A 17,673-nucleotide genomic window follows, 5' to 3' on the forward strand; every position below is an offset into this window, starting at 1 on the left:
GAAGATTCGTACCCGTTGAGAGAGGCTTCCCCACCCCACCATGGCTGACCTGGTCTTCTTCTCGGGGACGATGGACTGCGGCAAGTCCACCCTGGCGCTGCAGATGAACCACAACCACGCCGCCCGCGGCCGGCAGGGCATCATCTTCGCCCGGCACGACCGGGCCGGCGCCTCCACCATCTCCAGCCGCCTCGGCCTGCGCGCCGAGGCGGTGGAGGTGACCGAGGGCTTCGACTTCCAGCTCTATGTGGTGCAGCTGCTCTCGGGCGGCGGCAAGGTCGACTACCTGATCTGCGACGAGGCCAACTTCTACACCGCCGAGCAGGTCGACCAGCTGGCCCGGGTGGTGGACGAGCTGGGCATCGACGTCTTCACCTTCGGCATCACCACCGACTTCCGCACCCGGCTGTTCCCCGGCTCGCAGCGGTTGCTCGAACTGGCCGACCGGGTCGAGGTGCTGCAGGTGCAGGCGCTCTGCTGGTGCGGCGCCCGGGCCACCCACAACGCCCGCACGGTGGGCGGGGTAATGGTCGTGGAGGGCCCGCAGGTGGTGGTCGGCGACGTCGCGGTCAACGAGGACGAGGTCGGCTACGAGGTGCTCTGCCGCCGCCACCACCGGCGCCGGCTCACCGCCGCCACCGCCCGGGCGGCCGCGCTCTCCCCGGACGTACTGCCGTTCGAGCAGCTGTAACCCACCCGCTCAGGGCACTCAGCACCGCGGGGGACGTCAGGGTGCGACCACCGAGAACCGCGCGCCCTCGGGATCGGCGAGCCGGGCCACCCGGCCGTACGGCGTGTCCCGCGGCTCCACCAGCACCGCGCCGCCCAGCGCCCGGCACTGAGCGGCCGTCAGATCCGCGTCGGCCACCGTGAAGTAGATCCGCCAGCGGGGCGGGCCGTCCCGCAGATCGCGGGTCTGGCCCAACCCGGTCATTCGCAGCCCGGCCACCCGCTGCCCGGCCACCCGCAGCGTGGCGTCCTCCTCGCCACGGGCCACCGCCGACGGGTCCGCCTCCACCACCTGGCGCTCGAAGACCGCGCCGTAGAAGGCCGCGGCGGTCGGCTCGTCACCGGTGACCAACTCGGTCCAGGCCGGTGCGCCGGGCTCGCCGACCAGCTCCCAGCCGAGGTGCTCATGGCCCTCCCAGAGCCCGAAGAAGGCCCCCGAGAGATCGGCGGCGATGGCGAGGCGCCCGGCCGGACCGCTGCTCAGCGGGCCGACCGCCACCGTGCCGCCGTGCTCGCGGACCCGCGCCGAGGCGGCGTCCGCGCTGTCCACCGCGAAGTAGGCGGTCCACTCGACGGGCGCCGCCGGCAGCTCTGGGGCCAGGCCGATCCCGGCCACCCCGGCGCCGTGCCGGGTGGCCCGCAGATAGCCACCCGGCTCGGCGGGCCCCGGGGTGAACCCCCACCCCAGCAGCGCCGAGTAGAACGCCTGGGCGCGGTCCAGATCATGGACCAGCAGGGTCACCCAGCAGGGTGAGCCGTGCGCCACCCGGACCTGTACCGCCGTCATCGCGACCTCCTCGCGGGGGTACCCGGCCCGGTGGCACGGGTCCCGGGCAGATGCTCCCACCCGCGGGGACGCCGGGGCGGGCGACGGCACGGAAATCATGGCAAAGAGCGCACAAAGCATCGCCGACCGCAACCGGTCGACCGGGTGACCCAGCAGAATGGCCGCATGGACAACACTTCTCCGCTGATCTCCGTCGAGGAGCTGGCCGCCTCGCTCGCCGGCGAGCGGCCGCCGGTGCTGCTGGACATCCGTTTCGTGCTCTCCGCGGCCGGCCCGACCGGGGCCTCGGGCGCCGACGAGTACGCGGCCGGTCATCTGCCCGGCGCCCACTTCGTGGACCTGGAGCAGGTGCTGGCGGCTCCGCCCGGCGCGCCCGGCCACGGCGGCCGGCATCCGCTGCCCGACCCCGAGGTGCTGGGCGCGGCGCTGCGCCGCGCCGGGGTCTCGGCCGACCGGGCGGTGGTGGTGTACGACGCGGGCCCGGCCACCGCGGCGGCGCGTGCCTGGTGGGTGCTGCGCTGGGCCGGGCATCCCGCGGTGCGGGTGCTGGACGGCGGCTTCGCGGCCTGGCAGGCGGCCGGGCTGCCGGTCACCGACGAGGTGCCGGCCGCCCAGGACGGCGACTTCAAGCCGGTCCCCGGGCAGCTCGCCACCCTGGACAAGGACGGCGCCGCCGAACTGGCCCGCACCGGGCTGCTGCTGGACTCCCGGGCCGGCGAGCGCTACCGCGGTGAGGTGGAGCCGCTGGACCCGCGGGCCGGCCACATCCCCGGCGCGGTCAGCGCGCCGACCTTCGACAACAACGCCGCCGACAGCTGCTTCAAGTCCGCTGCCGAGCTGGCCGAGCGGTTCCGGGCACTGGGCGCGGACGAGCACTCGGTGGTCGGCGTCTACTGCGGATCCGGCGTGACGGCGGCGCACAACGCGCTGGCCCTGGAGCTGGCCGGCTACCGCACGGTGCTCTACCCGGGCTCGTGGAGCGAGTGGTCCAGCGACCCGGAGCGCCCGGCCGCGACCGGGCCGGAGCGGGGCTGACGGACGGTCAGCGGGGCCTCCGCAACCGGAGGCCCCGGACCGTCACTCGCTCTTCTTGCGCCGGCTGCCGAAGACGATCTCGTCCCAGCTGGGCACGGTGGCCCGGCGGCCGGGACGGACACCGTCGGCCTCGGCCTGCCGATCGGTGGTACCGACCAGCCGCTCGCGGTGCGGGGCCACCGCCCGCGGCATCAGGATGTCCGCGTAGGCCGAGCCGGCACCCACGGCGGGCGCGGCGGCCGCGGCGGTCTCCTCGACCTCCTGGCTCTCCTCGACCGGCGCCGCCTCGATCGCCGACGGACCCACGGCCAGATCGCCGCGGAAGGCGGGCACCACGTCCAGCAGGCTGGTCAGCGAGTCCCGCGAGTCGGCCGTGGCCTCCCGCGCCTCCCGGGCCGGCAGCCGCTCGGGCGGCGACATGATCCGGTCGGCCGACGGCCGCTCGATCATCGGCCGGTGCGGGCGGTCCTGGGGGAGCCGGGCGATCCGGGGGATGAACGGGAAGACCGACTCCTCCTCCCGCTCCACGCTCTCGCCGATCAGCGAGCGGGCCTCGTCGTCGTTCGGCTGCACCAGGCGCCGCGGCGGGTCGTACGTCCAGCCGGCGGTGCGGCCCTCGCCGTCCGCGCGGTAGGTGAGGACGACCTCCCAGGTGCCGTCGTCACGCCGCCAGGAGTCCCAGCGCTCGGTGTCCTTCTCGGCGGCGCGCAGCACCAGGCGCTCGGAGACCGCCTCGCCCAGCTGCGGGCCGGTGGCCTCGCCCGGACGCCGGATCGGCGTCTTGCGGGCGCGCTCGGCCATGAAGGCGCGCTCGGCCAGCACCGGGCCCTCGAAGCGGCGCACCCGGTCCACCGAGATCCCGGCGGCCTGGGCGACCTCCTCGGCGGAGGCACCTGCTCGTATCCGCGCCTGGATGTCCCGGGGGCGCAGGTGGCTCTCCACCTCGATCTCGATCTGGCCGAGGCGTGGCCGATCGCCCCGGATGGCGGCACGTAGCCGCTCATCGATCGGAAGGGTGTACTCCGTGCTGTCGGCAGCCTTGAGCACCAGCCGTGTGCCGTCGTTGCTGACGGCCACAACCCGCAATTCGGGCACGGTTACCTCCCGGGTGGTGCCTGCCGACGTCACCTGCGTCGCTGCTCCCGTACTGAGTGTGGCCTGCCCACTGTCGACTTGCCACAACCTTGCAGAGTTCTCCCGGCGTGTCGGACTTGGGTCCGGACACACCGCTGTGGCACGGTGGCCTGTTTGGCGCGTCGTCGTGGTGACTCCGCGTCAGCCTCCCGGCCGGTCCCCGCACGTGGATGTGGAGCGACGGTTCGGGGTCGAGCGCCGCCGTGCGTGCCCGGTCCTGACGGCTTCTCGCTCCGACCGCCGATGGAAAAGCAGTCGAGAGGATGACCGAAGGCCCAGGCTCCACGAACAGTACTCCATTCGTGGCAACCAGCGGGGCGGCTCGCCGCTCAAGTCTCCCGCGATTCACGGGAATCTCAAGAGGGGGGACTCCATTGGCGGACCGCCGATCAGCTGACGGTGATCATCTTCACATATATCGACTGTGAAGAACCGGATTTTCGACCCTTGTGTCCTTCTTTATGCACAATGGGCGGTCTCATCGGATAGCGCGATGAGCGGATGACTTGCCTGATGGGCGAAACCTGACGAGATATCGAGGATGTTGGAAGAGGACCGGATGCCCGAGCAGCCCGAGCAGCCCGAGCGGCCCGCGAGCGGTCGGCGGATCGATCTGAGCGTGGCCCAGGTCGCGGCCAGCGCGCTGGCCGCGGTGGTCGGCGCGGTGCTCGCCTCCGAACTCGGGGTGTACGGCACGATCATCGGCGCCGCGGTGGTCAGCGCCGGCGCGACCTGCGGCGGCGCGGTCTTCCAGCACCTCTTCCGGCGCACCGGTGAGCAGTTGCGCGAGGTGACCGAGCGGTCACCGGGCAGCAAGGTGAACGGACTGCGTCAGATCCCGGCCACCGACACCGCGCCGTTGCCGCTCGCCTGGCAGGACGAGCCCGCCGAGCCCGAGCCGCTCCCGGACGACTCCTGGAACGACTCGCCGGTGCGGCGGGCCCGCCGCCGCTGGACCTGGAAGGGCTATGCGGCGGTCTCCGCGCTGGTCTTCGTGCTGGCGATGACCCCGATCGTGGTCGTCGAGCTGGCCTCCGGCCAGAACCTGCACGCGATCACCACCGGGCAGGAGGGCGGCGGCACCTCGATCATCCCCGACGGCGGCCGCAAGGCCCCGGCGCGGGCGCCGCGCACCGAGCCGGCGGCCCCGCCGACCGGCCAGGGTGCGTCCGAGCGCCCGTCCGGCGCGCCCGGCGGCTCCTCGACGGCGCCCAGCGCGCCCGGCACCGGCTCCGGTTCGCCGTCGTCCAGCCCGTCCGCGCCGCCGAGCAGCGCCTCGCCGAGCGGCGGCACGACCCCGTCCGGTGCGGCCACGCCCAGTGCCACGCCCTCGGCGCCGCCGACCACCCGGGCCCCGCAGCCGCCCGCGACGACCCCGGCGGGCGGCGCCACCGAGGCGCCCGCCACTGCCACGGCCACGCCGTGACGGCGGGTCAGTCGCCCAGCACCCGGCGCAGATAGGCGTTGCCGAACCGCCGCTCGGGGTCGACCCGGTCGCGCAGCGCGGTGAAGTCCCCGAAGCGCGGGTAGACCGCGGCCAGGTACTCGGCGTCCCTGGTGTGCAGCTTGCCCCAGTGCGGGCGGCCCTGATGGGCCGTCATCAGCCGCTCGACCTCGGTGAAGTACCCCCGTTCGGCGGTACCCCGGTAGAGGTGGACGGCGATGTAGACGGTGTCCCGCCCGCTCGCGGTGGAGAGCCACAGGTCGTCGGCCGGCGCGCAGCGCACCTCGACCGGGAAGCTGATCTTCCAGTCGCTGCGCTCCACCAGCCGCTTCAGCTCGCGCAGCACCGGCACCGCCGTCTCGCGCGGCACGGCGTACTCCATCTCGAGGAAGCGCACCTTGCGCGGGCTGGTGAACACCTTGTACGCGACGTCGGTGTAGCTGCGCTCGGACCAGGCCCGGCTGGCCACCGCGGCGATGGCCGGCACGCTCCTCGGGAACGCCCGGCCGACCCGGCAGGCCCCCTCCCAGACCGTGTTGGAGAGGAAGTCGTCCTCCAGCCAGGCCTTGAACGGCGGCAGCGGCGCGGCCGGCCCCTGGCTGCGGTTGTTCCGCTTGGTGCTGCACCGGTCGGTGTGCGGGAACCAGTAGAACTCGAAGTGCTCGTTGACCTGGGTGAGCCGGTCGAAGTCGGCGAGCACCTGGTCGAAGGTCATCGGCGCCTCGTGCGCGGTGAGCAGGAAGGCCGGCTCCACCCCGAAGGTGATCGCGCTGACCGCGCCGAGCGCGCCCAGGCCCAGCCGGGCGCCCTGGAACAGCTCCGGCTCCTCGGTGGGCGAGCAGCGCCGCACCGAGCCGTCGGCGAGCACGATCTCCAGGGCCCGGATCTGCGCGGCCAGCGAGCCGGAGTCGCGCCCGGTGCCATGGGTGCCGGTGCTGGTGGCGCCGGCCACCGTCTGCACCTCGATGTCGCCCATGTTGGTCAGCGACAGGCCGGCGGCGGCCAGCAGCCGGTTCAGCTTGGCCAGCGGCAGACCGGACTCCACCGTCACGGTGCCGGCCTGCCGGTCCAGTTCGCGCACCGCGGTCAGGCCTTCGGGGCGGACCAGTACACCGTCGCCGGCGGCGGCGATCGCGGTGAAGGAGTGCCCGGAGCCGACCGCCTTGACGGTGCGGCCCTCGGCGCCGGCCTGCTTGACCGCCTCCGCCAGCTCCTCGGTGGAGGCCGGGGTGACCACCCGGCTGGGCTCGGCGCTCTGGTTGCCCGCCCAGTTGGTCCAACGGCCGGCAGTCACGGTCATACGGCTCCTCCTGCGTCCATGCTGCACCCGCAGGTCGTCCCCCCGAGGGCGCTACCAGTGGGTAGCGAGCCTAGCCACGGGGTGGCCGCCGGTCCATGGTTCGGACCGGTCCGGTCAGGGCGCCACCGCGGCCGGCTCGGGGGCCGTGGCCGGGCTGTCGGTGCGCAGCCAGCGCCCGCCCGCCGCGGCCAGCAGCAGGGCGAAGACCCCGGCGGCCAGCGGGACCCGGTAGCCGGCCGCGACCCCGGCCGCGTCGACCACCGAGCCGGCCAGGTAGGAGCCCCCCGCCACGCCGATGCCGAGGCCGGTGGTGGTCCAGGACATCCCCTCGGTCAGCTGGGCGGCCGGGACCAGGCGCTCGGTCAGGCCGGTCGCGGTGATCATGGTGGGCGAGATGGACATCCCGGAGAGGAACAGGGTGGCCCCGGCCGCGACCAGGCCGACCGTGCCGCTGCACCAGGCGGCCACCAGGCTGAGCGGCGCCAGCGTCACCGCCATCACCCCGACGCCGTTGCGGAACCGCCGGGCCGCCGGGCCGCGCGGGTGCAGGACGCCGACCACCACGCCGGCCACCCCGGAGCCGAGCGCGTAGACGGCCAGGACCAGGCTGGCGGCCGAGCCGTGGCCCTGCTCCCGGGCGTAGGCCACGGTGACCACCTCGACCGAGCTGAAGATCGTCCCGATCGCGACGAAGGTGGCGATCAGCACCCGCAGGCCGGGCAGCCGCAGCACCGAGCCGCCGGCCGCGCGCGCCACCGGGTGCGGCGGCGGCTCGGTGGACCGCTGGGCGGTGAACAGCAGCACCCCCACGGCCCCGAAGACCGCGGCGAGCAGCACCCCGGCCTCCGGGAAGAAGGAGGTGGCCAGGCAGATGGAGAGGATCGGCCCGACGATGAAGATGATCTCGTCGACCACCGCCTCCAGCGCGTAGGCGGTGTGCAGCTTGGCCCGGTCGTCCCGGTAGAGGTGCGCCCAGCGGGCCCGGACCAGCGGACCGGTGCTGCCCATGGCGCCCATTCCGATCGCGCACGGGAAGTACGTCCAGGTCGGCCAGGAGCGCCAGGCGGCGAGCAGCAGCAGCGCCGAGCACAGCACGCTGATCGCGGTGGCCGGCCGGACCACCAGGCGCTGCCCGTAGCGGTCGACCAGCCGCGAGACCTGCGGGCCGATGCCCGCCGAGGCCAGCGCCAGGGTCGCCGTGACCGCACCCGCCAGCCCGTAGGAGCCGCGCAGCGCGGAGAACATGGTGACCACGCCGACCCCGACCATCGAGATCGGCAGTCGGGACACCAGTCCGGTGGCGGAGAACGCCAGCGAGCCGGGCGCGGCGAAGATCTGACGGTAGCTGGACAGCACGGCTGCTCCGGGAGGGTCAAGGAACCGGGGGAGGTGAGGGGGAAGTAAGGAACATTGCTATCTGAGACAGCTTACGAACGAAAGCAACCGGATAAACCCGTGGGGTGGTCCGGCGCCCACGGCGGGCAGTGGCAGGATCGGAGCCATGGCTGACGCGCAGACCCCCACCGACCCGGCGCCGTACGACGCGCTGCTGCTGCTCTCCTTCGGCGGACCGGAGGGCCCCGAGGACGTGGTGCCGTTCCTGGAGAACGTCACCCGCGGCCGCGGCATCCCGAAGGAGCGGCTGGCCGAGGTCGGCCAGCACTACTTCCGCTTCGGCGGGGTCAGCCCGATCAACGAGCAGAACCGCGCCCTGCTCGCCGCGCTGCGCAAGGACTTCGCCGACCACGGTCTGGGCCTGCCGGTCTACTGGGGCAACCGGAACTGGGCGCCGTACCTGGTCGACGCGCTGCGCGAGATCGCCGACGACGGCCACCGCCGCGTCGCGGTGCTGGCCACCAGCGCCTACGCGGGCTACTCGGGCTGCCGGCAGTACCGGGAGAACCTGGCCGACGCGCTGGCCGTGCTCGCCGAGGAGGGCCGCCCGTCGCTGACCGTGGACAAGCTGCGCCACTTCCACAACCACCCGGGCTTCGTCCAGCCGATGATCGAGACCACCCTGGCCGCGCTGGCCGAGTTGCCGGCCGAACTGCGCGACCGGGCCGAGCTGGCCTTCACCACCCACTCGATCCCCACCGCGATGGCCGAGAGCTCCGGCGCCCCCGACGACCCGGCCCGCGGCACGCCCGGCGGCGCCTATGTCGCCCAGCACCTGGAGGTGGCGCGGCTGGTGGCCGAGGCGGTGGCCGGGGCCACCGGCGTGGCCGACCGCCCGTGGCAGCTGGTCTACCAGTCGCGCAGCGGCGCGCCGCACATCCCGTGGCTGGAGCCGGACATCTGCGATCACCTGACGGAGCGTCAGGGGTCGGGGGCGGCGGCCGTGGTGATGGTGCCGATCGGCTTCGTCTCGGACCACATGGAGGTCAAGTACGACCTGGACACCGAGGCCGTGGCGCGGGCCGCCGAGCTCGGCCTGCCGGTGGCCCGGGCCGCCACCGTCGGCGCCGACCCGCGGTTCGCGGCGGCGGTGCGCGAGCTGCTGCTGGAGCGGGCGGCCACCGAGCGGGGTGCGCCGGTGGCGCGCTGCGCACTCGGGCGGCTCGGGGCCGGTCACGACGTCTGCCCCGCCGCCTGCTGCCCCAACCCGCGGGCGCCCCGGCCGGCCGCCGCCCAGGCCTGACCCAGAAACCACAGACGGAGGAGCACCGTGCCCGATCAGACCCTGCTGGACGAGCTGCTGGACGTCGCCCTGGAGGCGGCCCGACGGGCCGGCGAGCTGCTGCGCGACGGCCGCCCGGCCGACCTCGGGGTGGCGGCGACCAAGAGCAGCCCGGTCGACGTGGTCACCGAGATGGACCTGGCCTCCGAGAAGCTGATCGTCGAGCTGATCACCGGTCGCCGCCCGCAGGACGGCTACCTGGGTGAGGAGGGTACCGAGCGGACCGGCGGGAGCGGGGTGCGCTGGGTCGTCGACCCACTCGACGGCACCGTCAACTACCTCTACGGGCTGCCCAACTGGGCCGTCAGCGTGGCCGCCGAGCTGGACGGTGAGGCGGTGGTCGGAGTGGTCTTCGCACCGGCCAGGGGCGAGCTGTTCCAGGCCGTGCGGGGGCGCGGCGCACTGCTGGACGGCCGCGCGCTGGCGGTCCGGCCGACCCCGCCGTGGGGGCAGGCGCTGATCGCCACCGGCTTCAACTACGTGCTGCCGGCCCGGGTGCACCAGGCCGAGGTGCTGCACGCCCTGATGCCCGAGGTGCGGGACATCCGGCGCGGTGGTGCGGCGGCGGTGGACCTGTGCGATCTGGCGGCGGGCCGGTTGGACGGCTACTACGAGCGCGGGCTGGCCCCCTGGGACCAGGCGGCCGGCGGCCTGATCGCCCGGGAGGCCGGTGCCCGCACCGGCGGCCGGCCGGGCGCCGAGGCCACCCGAGAGCTGCTGGTGGCGGCCCCGCCCGGCACCTTCGAGCGGCTGCAGGCCCGCCTGGACGAGCTGGGCGCCTGGCACGACTGAACGAGGGCCCGCGGAACGCCGGGTTCCGGCGGCTCCGATGGCAGCGAAACCCCGGTGCGAGGATCGCACCGGGGTTTCACCACGTGTCGGGGGCCGGTCGACCGGCCCTGGTGTCGGGAGTCGCCCGACTGGCGGGCGCCCGGGTCAGGCGCTGCGGGGCAGCGCCAGCAGCGGGTCGACGCCGTGGTCGGCGGCGATCCGGCGCAGGTCTTCCAGTTCGGACTGTTCGACCTCGGCCAGGAACTCGTCCCCGGCTTCGAGGGCACGGTGCAGATCCTGCTCGGCATTGCGTATGCGCTGCAGGATTCCGGCGGTGAAGGCGTCCATGCGGCAGACCCCCTTACGGTGTCGGACGTGCGCGGTCGGCGTTCCCCGGTTGGGAGGGGCGGTGGTCCAGCGGCTGCGCCCGACCGGTGCTGGCTCCGGTGCGGGCACGGGTGCGGCGCCTGGGCCGCTCCGTGGATGCTCGCGATCCCCCAGCCGGTGCGGATGAACGCGCGGCGGGTGGGTGCGACTGCCTGACGGCGTGATCGCGGGTTGCACTCGTCATCCCCACCACCGGGGCCGGGAAACCTCCGATTCGGGAGAAACCACGGAAAGTTGCCGCCATCACACTCGGAGATCGCTCGGATGTTCGACTCCGAGGGGTCGCCGCTGGTCGACTTACCGCTGCTTTACCCGTACAGGGGGCAGGATGGAGGGACCGTCGGAGTCGTAGGCCCGCGCACGGGACCTTCGCTCCCGCCGCGCGTGGCCCCCGGAGAAGGGACAACCGCAGTGCGGGTTCTTGTCGTCGAGGACGAGCAGCTGCTCGCCGAAGCCGTGGCCACCGGCCTGCGCCGGGAGGCGATGGCCGTCGACGTGGTGTACGACGGCGAGGCCGCCCTGCAGCGGATCGCCGTCAACGACTACGACGTCGTGGTGCTCGACCGCGACCTACCGCTGGTGCACGGTGACGACGTCTGTCGCAGCGTGGTCGACCAGGGCCTGGCCACCCGGGTGATCATGCTGACCGCCTCCGGCGACATCAGCGACCGGGTCGAGGGCCTGGAGATCGGCGCGGACGACTACCTGCCGAAGCCGTTCGCTTTCAGCGAACTCGTGGCCCGCGTGCGCGCCCTCGGCCGCCGCGCCACCGTCCCGCTGCCGCCCGTGCTGGAGCGGGCCGGGATCAGCCTCGACCCGGGCCGCCGCGAGGTGATCCGGGACGGCCGCTCGATCCAGCTGGCCCCCAAGGAGTTCGCCGTCCTGGAGGTCCTGATGCGGGCCGGCGGGGCCGTGGTCTCGGCCGAGCAGCTGCTGGAGAAGGCCTGGGACGAGCACACCGACCCGTTCACCAACGTCGTCCGGGTCACCGTGATGACACTGCGCCGTAAGCTCGGCGACCCGGCCGTGATCGTCACGGTGCCCGGCTCCGGCTACCGGATCTGACCCCAACCCGAGGGATGACACCCATGACTACCCCGCCCACCACCGGCGGGCCCTCCGGCAGTTCGCACCCGACACCGCCGCGGCCCCCGCACCCGCCGCGCCCGGTCGAGCCGCCGCTGCCGACCGATCAGTACCACCCCGGCGACGGCCTGCGCTGGCTGCCGTTCCGCCCCACCATCCGGATCCGGCTCACCCTGCTGTACGGCGGGATGTTCCTGATGGCCGGGGTGCTGCTGCTGCTGATCACCTACTTCATGGTCGAGCAGGCCTTCCAGGACATCTCGCTGCCCCAGATCAAGCTCGGCCCCGGCGTGAACATCACGACCGGCGACGGCCAGGTGCTCACCGGCAACGACGTCAACAACTACCTGAGCGGCTCGCTCAACGCCCAGGCCCACACCGAGCTGGACGCGCTGCTGCGCAAGTCCCTCACGGTGCTGGTCGGGCTCGCCGTGATCGCCTTCGTGGCCGGCTACGCGATGGCCGGCCGGGTGCTGCGCCCGCTCGGCCGGATCACCCGCACCGCCCGCGAGGTGGCCGGCTCCGACCTGCACCGCCGGATCGAGCTGGAGGGCCCGGACGACGAGCTCAAGGAGCTGGCCGACACCTTCGACGACATGCTCGACCGGCTGGACCGGGCGTTCGACTCGCAGCGCCGGTTCGTCTCCAACGCCTCGCACGAGCTGCGCACCCCGCTGGCGATCAACCGCACCCTGCTGGAGGTGCAGCTCTCCGACCCCAACGCCTCGCCCGACCTCCAGCAGCTCGGCAAGACCCTGCTGGCCACCAACGAGCGCAGCGTGCAGTTGGTGGAGGGCCTGCTGCTGCTGGCCCGCAGCGACAACGAGCTGGTCGACCGACGGCCCGTGGAGTTCTCCGAGGTGGCACTGCAGGCGGTCGAGCAGGTCCGGCCGGAGGCGTCCGGCCGGGAGGTGGAGATCCGTTCCGAGCTCAACCCGGTGGCGGTCTCGGGCAACGGGGTGCTGCTGGAGCGGATCGCGCTCAACCTGCTGCAGAACGCGGTGCGCTACAACGTGCCGGACGGCTGGGTGGAGATCACCACGGCGCCCGGGCCCGGCGGGGTCGGCGAGCTGGTGGTCAGCAACACCGGGCCCGTGGTGCCCGGCTACGAGCTGGAGCACATCTTCGAGCCGTTCCGCCGGCTCAAGGGAGCCGACCGGACCCGCAGCGACAAGGGGGTGGGGCTGGGCCTGTCGATCGTGCGCTCGGTGGTGCGCGCGCACGGCGGCTCGATCGAAGCGGTGCCCCGCCCCGGCGGCGGACTGACCATGCGGGTCCGGATCCCCGGCGCCTGAGCCGTCCACGAACCTCCTGAAGCGCCCTGCGCGCGCCCCTCACCTGCGAGAAGGGGCGGCGCAGGGCGTTTGGCATATCCGGGGCCGAGTACTTACGCTGCCGTAACCTACGCTGCCGTAAGGTACGACACCGTAGGTACCGCACCCCGCATGTGCACTCGCACGTCCCGTTTCACCAGGAGCCACCGTCGTGACCATTGCCCCCGTTCAGCGCACCGGTTCGACCGCATGGACCGATGCCAGGCTGCTGCTGGCCCTGGAAGAGGTGGTCGAGGGCGAGCTGAACCGGCACCTCAAGGCCGCCCGGGAGTGGATGCCGCACGAGTACATCCCGTGGGGCCAGGGGCGTGACTTCGACGGCGTGCTCGGCGGCGAGGCCTGGGAGCTGTCGCAGTCCAAGGTCACCCCGCTCGGCCGGGTCTCGCTGGTGGTCAACCTGCTGACCGAGGACAACCTCCCCAGCTACCACCACGAGATCGCCACCCTGTTCGGGCGGGACGGCGCCTGGGGCACCTGGGTGCACCGCTGGACGGCCGAGGAGGGGCGGCACGGCATCGCCATCCGCGACTACCTGCTGGCCACCCGGGCGGTGGACCCGGTGGCCCTGGAGCGGGCCCGGATGGACCACATGGGCGCCGGCTTCCAGTCCGACAACGCGCACAGCGCGCTGCACTCGATCGCCTACGTGGCGTTCCAGGAGCTCGCCACCCGGATCTCGCACCGCAACACCGGCCACCTGTCCGGCGACCCGCTCTGCGAGCAGCTGCTGGCGAAGATCGCCAACGACGAGAACCTGCACATGGTCTTCTACCGGAACCTGCTCAAGGCGGCCCTCGAGCTCACCCCGGACCTGGCCATGCAGGCGATCCGCGATGTGGTGACCGAGTTCCGGATGCCCGGCCACGGGATGCCCGGCTTCGAGCGCTCGGCCGCCCAGATCGCCATCGGCGGCATATACAACCTGCGGATCCACCACGACGACGTGCTGCAGCCGGTGCTGCGCCACCTCAAGGTGCTGGAGGTCGGCGGCCTCGGGCCGGCCGGGATTCAGGCGCAGCAGGAGCTGGGGCTCTTCCTGGAGGGGCTGGACGGCCAGGCGGCCCGGTTCGACGAGCGCCAGGCGGCCCTGCTGGCTCGTCGTGCCGCGAGGGCCGCACAGGCGTGACCCAGGGGCGGTTCCGGCGCCATTGGAGGCACTGCCGAGGCGCGGTGAGGCCGGTCACTTGCGGCCGATTTCGTCCGAATTGCCCACGCTGTGATGAACGTCACATGCCGGCACGGTACACATTTGGCTGATCTCGCAGAGTGATCGCCCCGCCCGAGTCGATCATTGCGGACGGTAATCGGAGACGGTGTCCGTTTTTCCGCTCCCGGGCGCCGGGAATCCGCCTCCCACCTGGGCCAAGGTCCCCTGGTGCGGGTGGTCGGCAGGGCGTAGCATCACCTTCCGTATCTGATATCGGGCCGTTGTCGAGCCCTGTCGGCAACTGTCCGCGAGTCCCTCGAAGGTGGTGTGGATCACCTGGTCGGACCCGTCGCTGAGTGTCGATTGAGTAACAGGGCTTGAAGTAAGGCACAATCTCGGCCTCGGGTCGGGCACAAGACCGGCCCCTCATGCGTTACGTGCGCTGGAGATACCGCACACACCCAGAGGGGGAGAGCGAACAATGGCAACGGACTACGACACCCCACGTAAGACCGATGACGACCTCAACGAGGACAGCATCGAGGAACTGAAGGCCCGCCGGAACGACAAGTCGACCGGTCCTGTCGACATCGAGGACTTCGACGGCGCCGAGACGATGGACCTGCCCGGTGCCGACCTCTCCGGTGAGGAGCTGTCGGTGCGGGTGCTGCCGCGCCAGGCTGACGAGTTCACCTGCATGAGCTGCTTCCTGGTGCACCACCGCAGCCAACTGGACCACGAGAAGAACGGTCAGCCGATCTGCCGCGACTGCGCCTGAGATCTGGGCGCACCTCCGATCCCGATGGACAGGTGCCCGGCACCGCCGCCGGACTCGGCAAACCGCCCCGACCGGCCCGCCTTGGTGGGCCGGAGGCTGATCCTGCGTCCCGAACCTCTCGGGCGCACTCGAACGGTGAAGGGACGGTCCGTAGTTGACGGACCGTCCCTTTGTCGTGCCCTGTGGCAGGGGCTCAGCTTGTCGTGCCGTGTGGCCGGGGCTCAGTCGCGGGCCTGGTCCAGCGCCGCGGCCAGGGCCTGCGGGTCGCGGGTGGAGAGGTAGAGATACGGGGTGGGGTCGGCCGGATCGGTCACCTCCACCTTCAGTGCCGTGCGCACATAACTGCGCAGCAGCATGAAGGCCCGCGGGTCGGCCTTTGAGGAGCGCCAGGCGACCGTCTCGGCGGCGTCCAGCGGCAAGGCCTCGCCCAGCGCCTCGACCGGGATCCGGGCCTGGCCGGCCACCAGCGACCCCTGGACGACCCGGATCCGCGCCGAGCCGTACGAGCTGAGCGCCACCGCGGCCGCGACGAAGCCCGTCAGCAGGCCGACCAACCCCGGCACGGCGCCGAACTTCAGCAGGATCAGCGCGAGCGACAGGCCGGCCGCGACCGGCAGCAGCCACCAGGAGCGGGGTGCGGTGAGGCGTTCGTCGTACATAACCGCCATTCTGTCCCAGGCATTGGTGGATCTTGGAGGCGGTGGGCCATTGCATCCTGGCTACTCATGAGTAGGGTCGGGCCCGTGACCGTACCCAGAGCATCCGTGAGCACCCCCACCACCCCGCCCGAGGACGCCTCGGAGCCGGTGCGCCACCCCGCCGCGCCCGCGCCCGGCACCGCCCTCGGCACGCACTACGTGCACTGCTTCGGGTGCGGACCGCAGCACAGCAGCGGACTGCAGATGGACATCCGGGCCGGCGAAGGCATCGACGTGATCGCCGAGTTCGTGGTGAAGTCGGCCCACCAGGGCGGCCCCGGCCTGGCACACGGCGGGATCCTCACCACCGCGATGGACGAGACCCTGGGCTCGCTCAACTGGCTGCTGCACACGGCCGCGGTCACCGGCCGCCTGGAGACGGACTTCCTCCGCCCGGTGCCGGTTGACGCCACCCTGCACATCCACGCCTGGGTCACCGGAGTGCACGGCCGCAAGGTCTACTCCGCGGGCGAGGGACGGATCGGCGGACCCGACGGACCGGTCGCGATCCGGGCGTCGGCACTCTTCGTTCAGGTGAAACTGGAACACTTCACCACGCACGGTCGCCCGGCGGACATCAAGGCCGCCCTGGACGACCCCGATCTGCTGAAGCGCGCCAGAGCCTTTGAGGTGAACCCGTGAGCACCACCGTCCGTCCCGAGGTCGACATCCTGATCCGGCGGCTCGACCCCGAACTGCCGCTGCCCGGTTATGCCCAGCCGGGCGACGCCGGCGCCGACCTGGTGTCGGCCGTCGACGCCGACCTCGAGCCCGGCGAGCGGGCCGTCATCCCGACCGGTATCGCCATCGCGTTGCCGAACGGCTACGCCGCGTTCGTGCATCCCCGGTCCGGTCTGGCAGCTCGTTGCGGAGTTGCGCTCGTGAACGCCCCAGGGACGGTCGATGCCGGGTACCGTGGTGAGATCAAGGTGATCGTCGTCAACCTGGATCCGCGCGAGCGCGTCAGCTTCCGCCGTGGAGACCGGATCGCCCAGCTGGTGATCCAGCAGGTCGAGAAGGCCCGCTTCCACGAGGTGGCCGAGCTGCCCGGGTCCGCGCGTGGCGAGGGCGGGTTCGGCTCGACCGGCGGCCACGCGGCGGTTTGAGCGGCTCAAGCGTTGAGCAGGTACCAGCAGGCAATCGCTTCGGTCTTGGACCGGGAAGGACAGTGACCGTGTTCCGTCGTCGCCAGAAGAGCGAGGACGCCGTCGAGCAGCTCGCCGAGGACGCCATCAGCGCCGACGAGACGGCCGATGACGTCGAAGATCCCGACGCCGATAGCGAGACGTCGGCCGACGTCGAGGAGACCGAGCAGGACCCGGCCGACCGCGTCGGCCTGCCGCCGGCACCGCGTCCCGACGGCCCCTGGGACATCTCCGAACTGGAGAGCCCGGCCGAGGGCCGAGTGGACCTCGGCGGCCTGCTGATCCCCGGTGTCGAGGGCATGGAGCTGCGGGTCGAGGTGGCCGGCGAGGCGATCGTGGCCGCGACCCTGGTGCTCGGCAACAGCGCGATCCAGCTCCAGGCCTTCGCCGCTCCCAAGTCGGAGGGCATCTGGGGCGAGGTCCGCGAGGAGATCGCCAACGGCATCACCGGCCAGGGCGGCCGGGTCGAGGAGGAGGAAGGCACCCTCGGCTGGCACCTGCGGGCCCAGGTCCCGGTGCAGCTGCCGGACGGCACCCAGGGTGTGCAGCTGGTGCGCTTCGTCGGCTGCGACGGACCGCGCTGGTTCCTGCGCGGCGTGATCTCCGGCCAGGCCGCCGTGCAGCCCGAGGCGGCGGCGGTGCTGGAGGAGGTCTTCCGGCAGACCGTCGTGGTCCGCGGTGAGGCCCCGATGGCGCCGCGCGACCCGATCGTGCTGAAGCTCCCCGAGGACGCGCAGATGGTCGCCGATGGCGGCGTCGGCGCCCCCGAGGAGGGCGGCGAGTCGCGCTTCGGCGGCGAGGCGTCCCTGAACCCGTTCCAGCGCGGCCCGGAGATCACCGAGGTCCGCTGACCCCTGCGGCAGCGCCCGTCAGACCCGACCGGCCCCGGACAGCCCTGCTGTCCGGGGCCGGTTTGACTCCACCCGACCGCATGCGTAGTGTTCTCCGAGTTGCCCCGCTGGCCGCGCGGCTCCGCCCAGAATTCGGACATCGATTCGGATTCAGGCGGGGAAAACGGGCCGGAAAGCTCTGATAGAGTTCGGGAGCGCCGAAAGGCGAAAGCGAATCGGAATGGAATCCGAAGCCGGAAACGGCGCGGAGAACATCTGATAAACTGGAAACACGAAAGAACGAAGCGCCCGGAGGGGCCACGGAAGTGGCTGCGAAGGAAGCGTCCGTTCCTTGAGAACTCAACAGCGTGCCAAAAGTCAACGCCAGATA

18 protein-coding genes are annotated in these 17,673 nt (G+C 72.5%); 12 read left to right on the plus strand and 6 right to left on the minus strand.

Annotation, left to right across the window (positions count from 1 at the left end; genetic code table 11):
• Window positions 1–40: 40 nt before the first annotated feature.
• Entirely contained in the window at window positions 41–691 is a 651-nt protein-coding gene (locus tag P3T35_RS25635; RefSeq protein ID WP_101382469.1) for a thymidine kinase, read from the plus strand.
• A 36-nt stretch (window positions 692–727) separates the two neighbouring features.
• On the opposite strand, the gene P3T35_RS25640 is transcribed toward P3T35_RS25635, so the two are convergent.
• Window positions 728–1,516 (minus strand): VOC family protein, encoded by a 789-nt coding sequence (locus P3T35_RS25640; protein WP_101382470.1) that lies wholly within the window; start codon window positions 1,514–1,516, stop codon window positions 728–730.
• Between the two features lie 165 nt (window positions 1,517–1,681).
• Between P3T35_RS25640 and P3T35_RS25645 the strand changes: the two genes are divergently transcribed.
• The gene (locus P3T35_RS25645; RefSeq protein WP_101382471.1) at window positions 1,682–2,551 is read left to right on the plus strand and encodes a sulfurtransferase; all 870 of its coding nucleotides are present in this window, start codon (window positions 1,682–1,684) and stop codon (window positions 2,549–2,551) included.
• A 42-nt stretch (window positions 2,552–2,593) separates the two neighbouring features.
• Here P3T35_RS25645 and sepH read toward each other — a convergent pair whose 3' ends face one another.
• Window positions 2,594–3,679 (minus strand): septation protein SepH, encoded by a 1,086-nt coding sequence (gene sepH / locus P3T35_RS25650; protein ID WP_101382472.1) that lies wholly within the window; start codon window positions 3,677–3,679, stop codon window positions 2,594–2,596.
• A 565-nt stretch (window positions 3,680–4,244) separates the two neighbouring features.
• On the opposite strand from sepH, the gene P3T35_RS25655 reads away from it, so the two are divergent.
• A complete protein-coding gene (locus P3T35_RS25655) occupies window positions 4,245–5,111 on the plus strand; it encodes a hypothetical protein (RefSeq protein WP_143676908.1) in 867 nt (288 codons plus the stop codon).
• A 7-nt stretch (window positions 5,112–5,118) separates the two neighbouring features.
• Here P3T35_RS25655 and P3T35_RS25660 read toward each other — a convergent pair whose 3' ends face one another.
• Both P3T35_RS25660 and P3T35_RS25665 read right to left on the minus strand, forming a co-directional pair.
• Complete coding sequence (locus P3T35_RS25660) at window positions 5,119–6,429, minus strand: D-arabinono-1,4-lactone oxidase (RefSeq protein ID WP_101382474.1); 1,311 nt, start codon at window positions 6,427–6,429, stop codon at window positions 5,119–5,121.
• Window positions 6,430–6,543: 114 nt separating this feature from the next.
• Complete coding sequence (locus P3T35_RS25665; RefSeq protein ID WP_101382475.1) at window positions 6,544–7,785, minus strand: MFS transporter; 1,242 nt, start codon at window positions 7,783–7,785, stop codon at window positions 6,544–6,546.
• A gap of 145 nt (window positions 7,786–7,930) precedes the next feature.
• Here P3T35_RS25665 and P3T35_RS25670 point away from each other — a divergent pair, with 145 nt between their 5' ends.
• Both P3T35_RS25670 and P3T35_RS25675 read left to right on the plus strand, forming a co-directional pair.
• The gene (locus tag P3T35_RS25670) at window positions 7,931–9,067 is read left to right on the plus strand and encodes a ferrochelatase (protein WP_101382476.1); all 1,137 of its coding nucleotides are present in this window, start codon (window positions 7,931–7,933) and stop codon (window positions 9,065–9,067) included.
• Window positions 9,068–9,094: 27 nt separating this feature from the next.
• The gene (locus P3T35_RS25675) at window positions 9,095–9,898 is read left to right on the plus strand and encodes an inositol monophosphatase family protein (protein WP_101382477.1); all 804 of its coding nucleotides are present in this window, start codon (window positions 9,095–9,097) and stop codon (window positions 9,896–9,898) included.
• 144 nt (window positions 9,899–10,042) lie between these two features.
• On the opposite strand, the gene P3T35_RS25680 is transcribed toward P3T35_RS25675, so the two are convergent.
• On the minus strand, window positions 10,043–10,225 hold the full coding sequence (locus P3T35_RS25680; RefSeq protein WP_101382478.1) for a hypothetical protein: 183 nt from the start codon (window positions 10,223–10,225) through the stop codon (window positions 10,043–10,045).
• A gap of 450 nt (window positions 10,226–10,675) precedes the next feature.
• On the opposite strand from P3T35_RS25680, the gene P3T35_RS25685 reads away from it, so the two are divergent.
• The 4 genes from P3T35_RS25685 (at window position 10,676) to P3T35_RS25700 (ending at window position 14,609) form a co-directional block, all read left to right on the plus strand.
• Complete coding sequence (locus P3T35_RS25685) at window positions 10,676–11,329, plus strand: response regulator transcription factor (RefSeq protein WP_101382479.1); 654 nt, start codon at window positions 10,676–10,678, stop codon at window positions 11,327–11,329.
• Window positions 11,330–11,352: 23 nt separating this feature from the next.
• Window positions 11,353–12,645: a HAMP domain-containing sensor histidine kinase gene (locus tag P3T35_RS25690; protein WP_101382480.1), complete on the plus strand. Its 1,293-nt coding sequence runs from the start codon at window positions 11,353–11,355 to the stop codon at window positions 12,643–12,645.
• 190 nt (window positions 12,646–12,835) lie between these two features.
• Window positions 12,836–13,810, plus strand: a complete 975-nt coding sequence (locus tag P3T35_RS25695) for an acyl-ACP desaturase (RefSeq protein WP_101382481.1) — start codon at window positions 12,836–12,838, stop codon at window positions 13,808–13,810.
• Between the two features lie 502 nt (window positions 13,811–14,312).
• Window positions 14,313–14,609, plus strand: coding sequence for a DUF4193 domain-containing protein (locus tag P3T35_RS25700; RefSeq protein ID WP_101382482.1), 297 nt, complete (start codon window positions 14,313–14,315; stop codon window positions 14,607–14,609).
• A 221-nt stretch (window positions 14,610–14,830) separates the two neighbouring features.
• On the opposite strand, the gene P3T35_RS25705 is transcribed toward P3T35_RS25700, so the two are convergent.
• Window positions 14,831–15,277 carry a DUF3093 domain-containing protein gene (locus tag P3T35_RS25705; protein ID WP_101382483.1) on the minus strand — a complete coding sequence of 149 codons (447 nt, stop codon included), beginning with the start codon at window positions 15,275–15,277 and terminating at the stop codon, window positions 14,831–14,833.
• 57 nt (window positions 15,278–15,334) lie between these two features.
• Here P3T35_RS25705 and P3T35_RS25710 point away from each other — a divergent pair, with 57 nt between their 5' ends.
• The 3 genes from P3T35_RS25710 (at window position 15,335) to P3T35_RS25720 (ending at window position 17,303) form a co-directional block, all read left to right on the plus strand.
• Window positions 15,335–15,949 carry a hotdog domain-containing protein gene (locus P3T35_RS25710; RefSeq protein ID WP_101382484.1) on the plus strand — a complete coding sequence of 205 codons (615 nt, stop codon included), beginning with the start codon at window positions 15,335–15,337 and terminating at the stop codon, window positions 15,947–15,949.
• Window positions 15,946–16,413, plus strand: coding sequence for a dUTP diphosphatase (dut, locus tag P3T35_RS25715; protein ID WP_101382485.1), 468 nt, complete (start codon window positions 15,946–15,948; stop codon window positions 16,411–16,413). The genes P3T35_RS25710 and dut overlap by 4 nt, the downstream gene beginning before the upstream one ends.
• Window positions 16,414–16,481: 68 nt before the next feature.
• On the plus strand, window positions 16,482–17,303 hold the full coding sequence (locus P3T35_RS25720; protein ID WP_180356596.1) for a DUF3710 domain-containing protein: 822 nt from the start codon (window positions 16,482–16,484) through the stop codon (window positions 17,301–17,303).
• The last annotated feature ends 370 nt before the right edge of the window (window positions 17,304–17,673 follow it).

This window comes from Kitasatospora sp. GP30 (assembly GCF_029892145.1).
Classification (GTDB): domain Bacteria; phylum Actinomycetota; class Actinomycetes; order Streptomycetales; family Streptomycetaceae; genus Kitasatospora; species Kitasatospora acidiphila.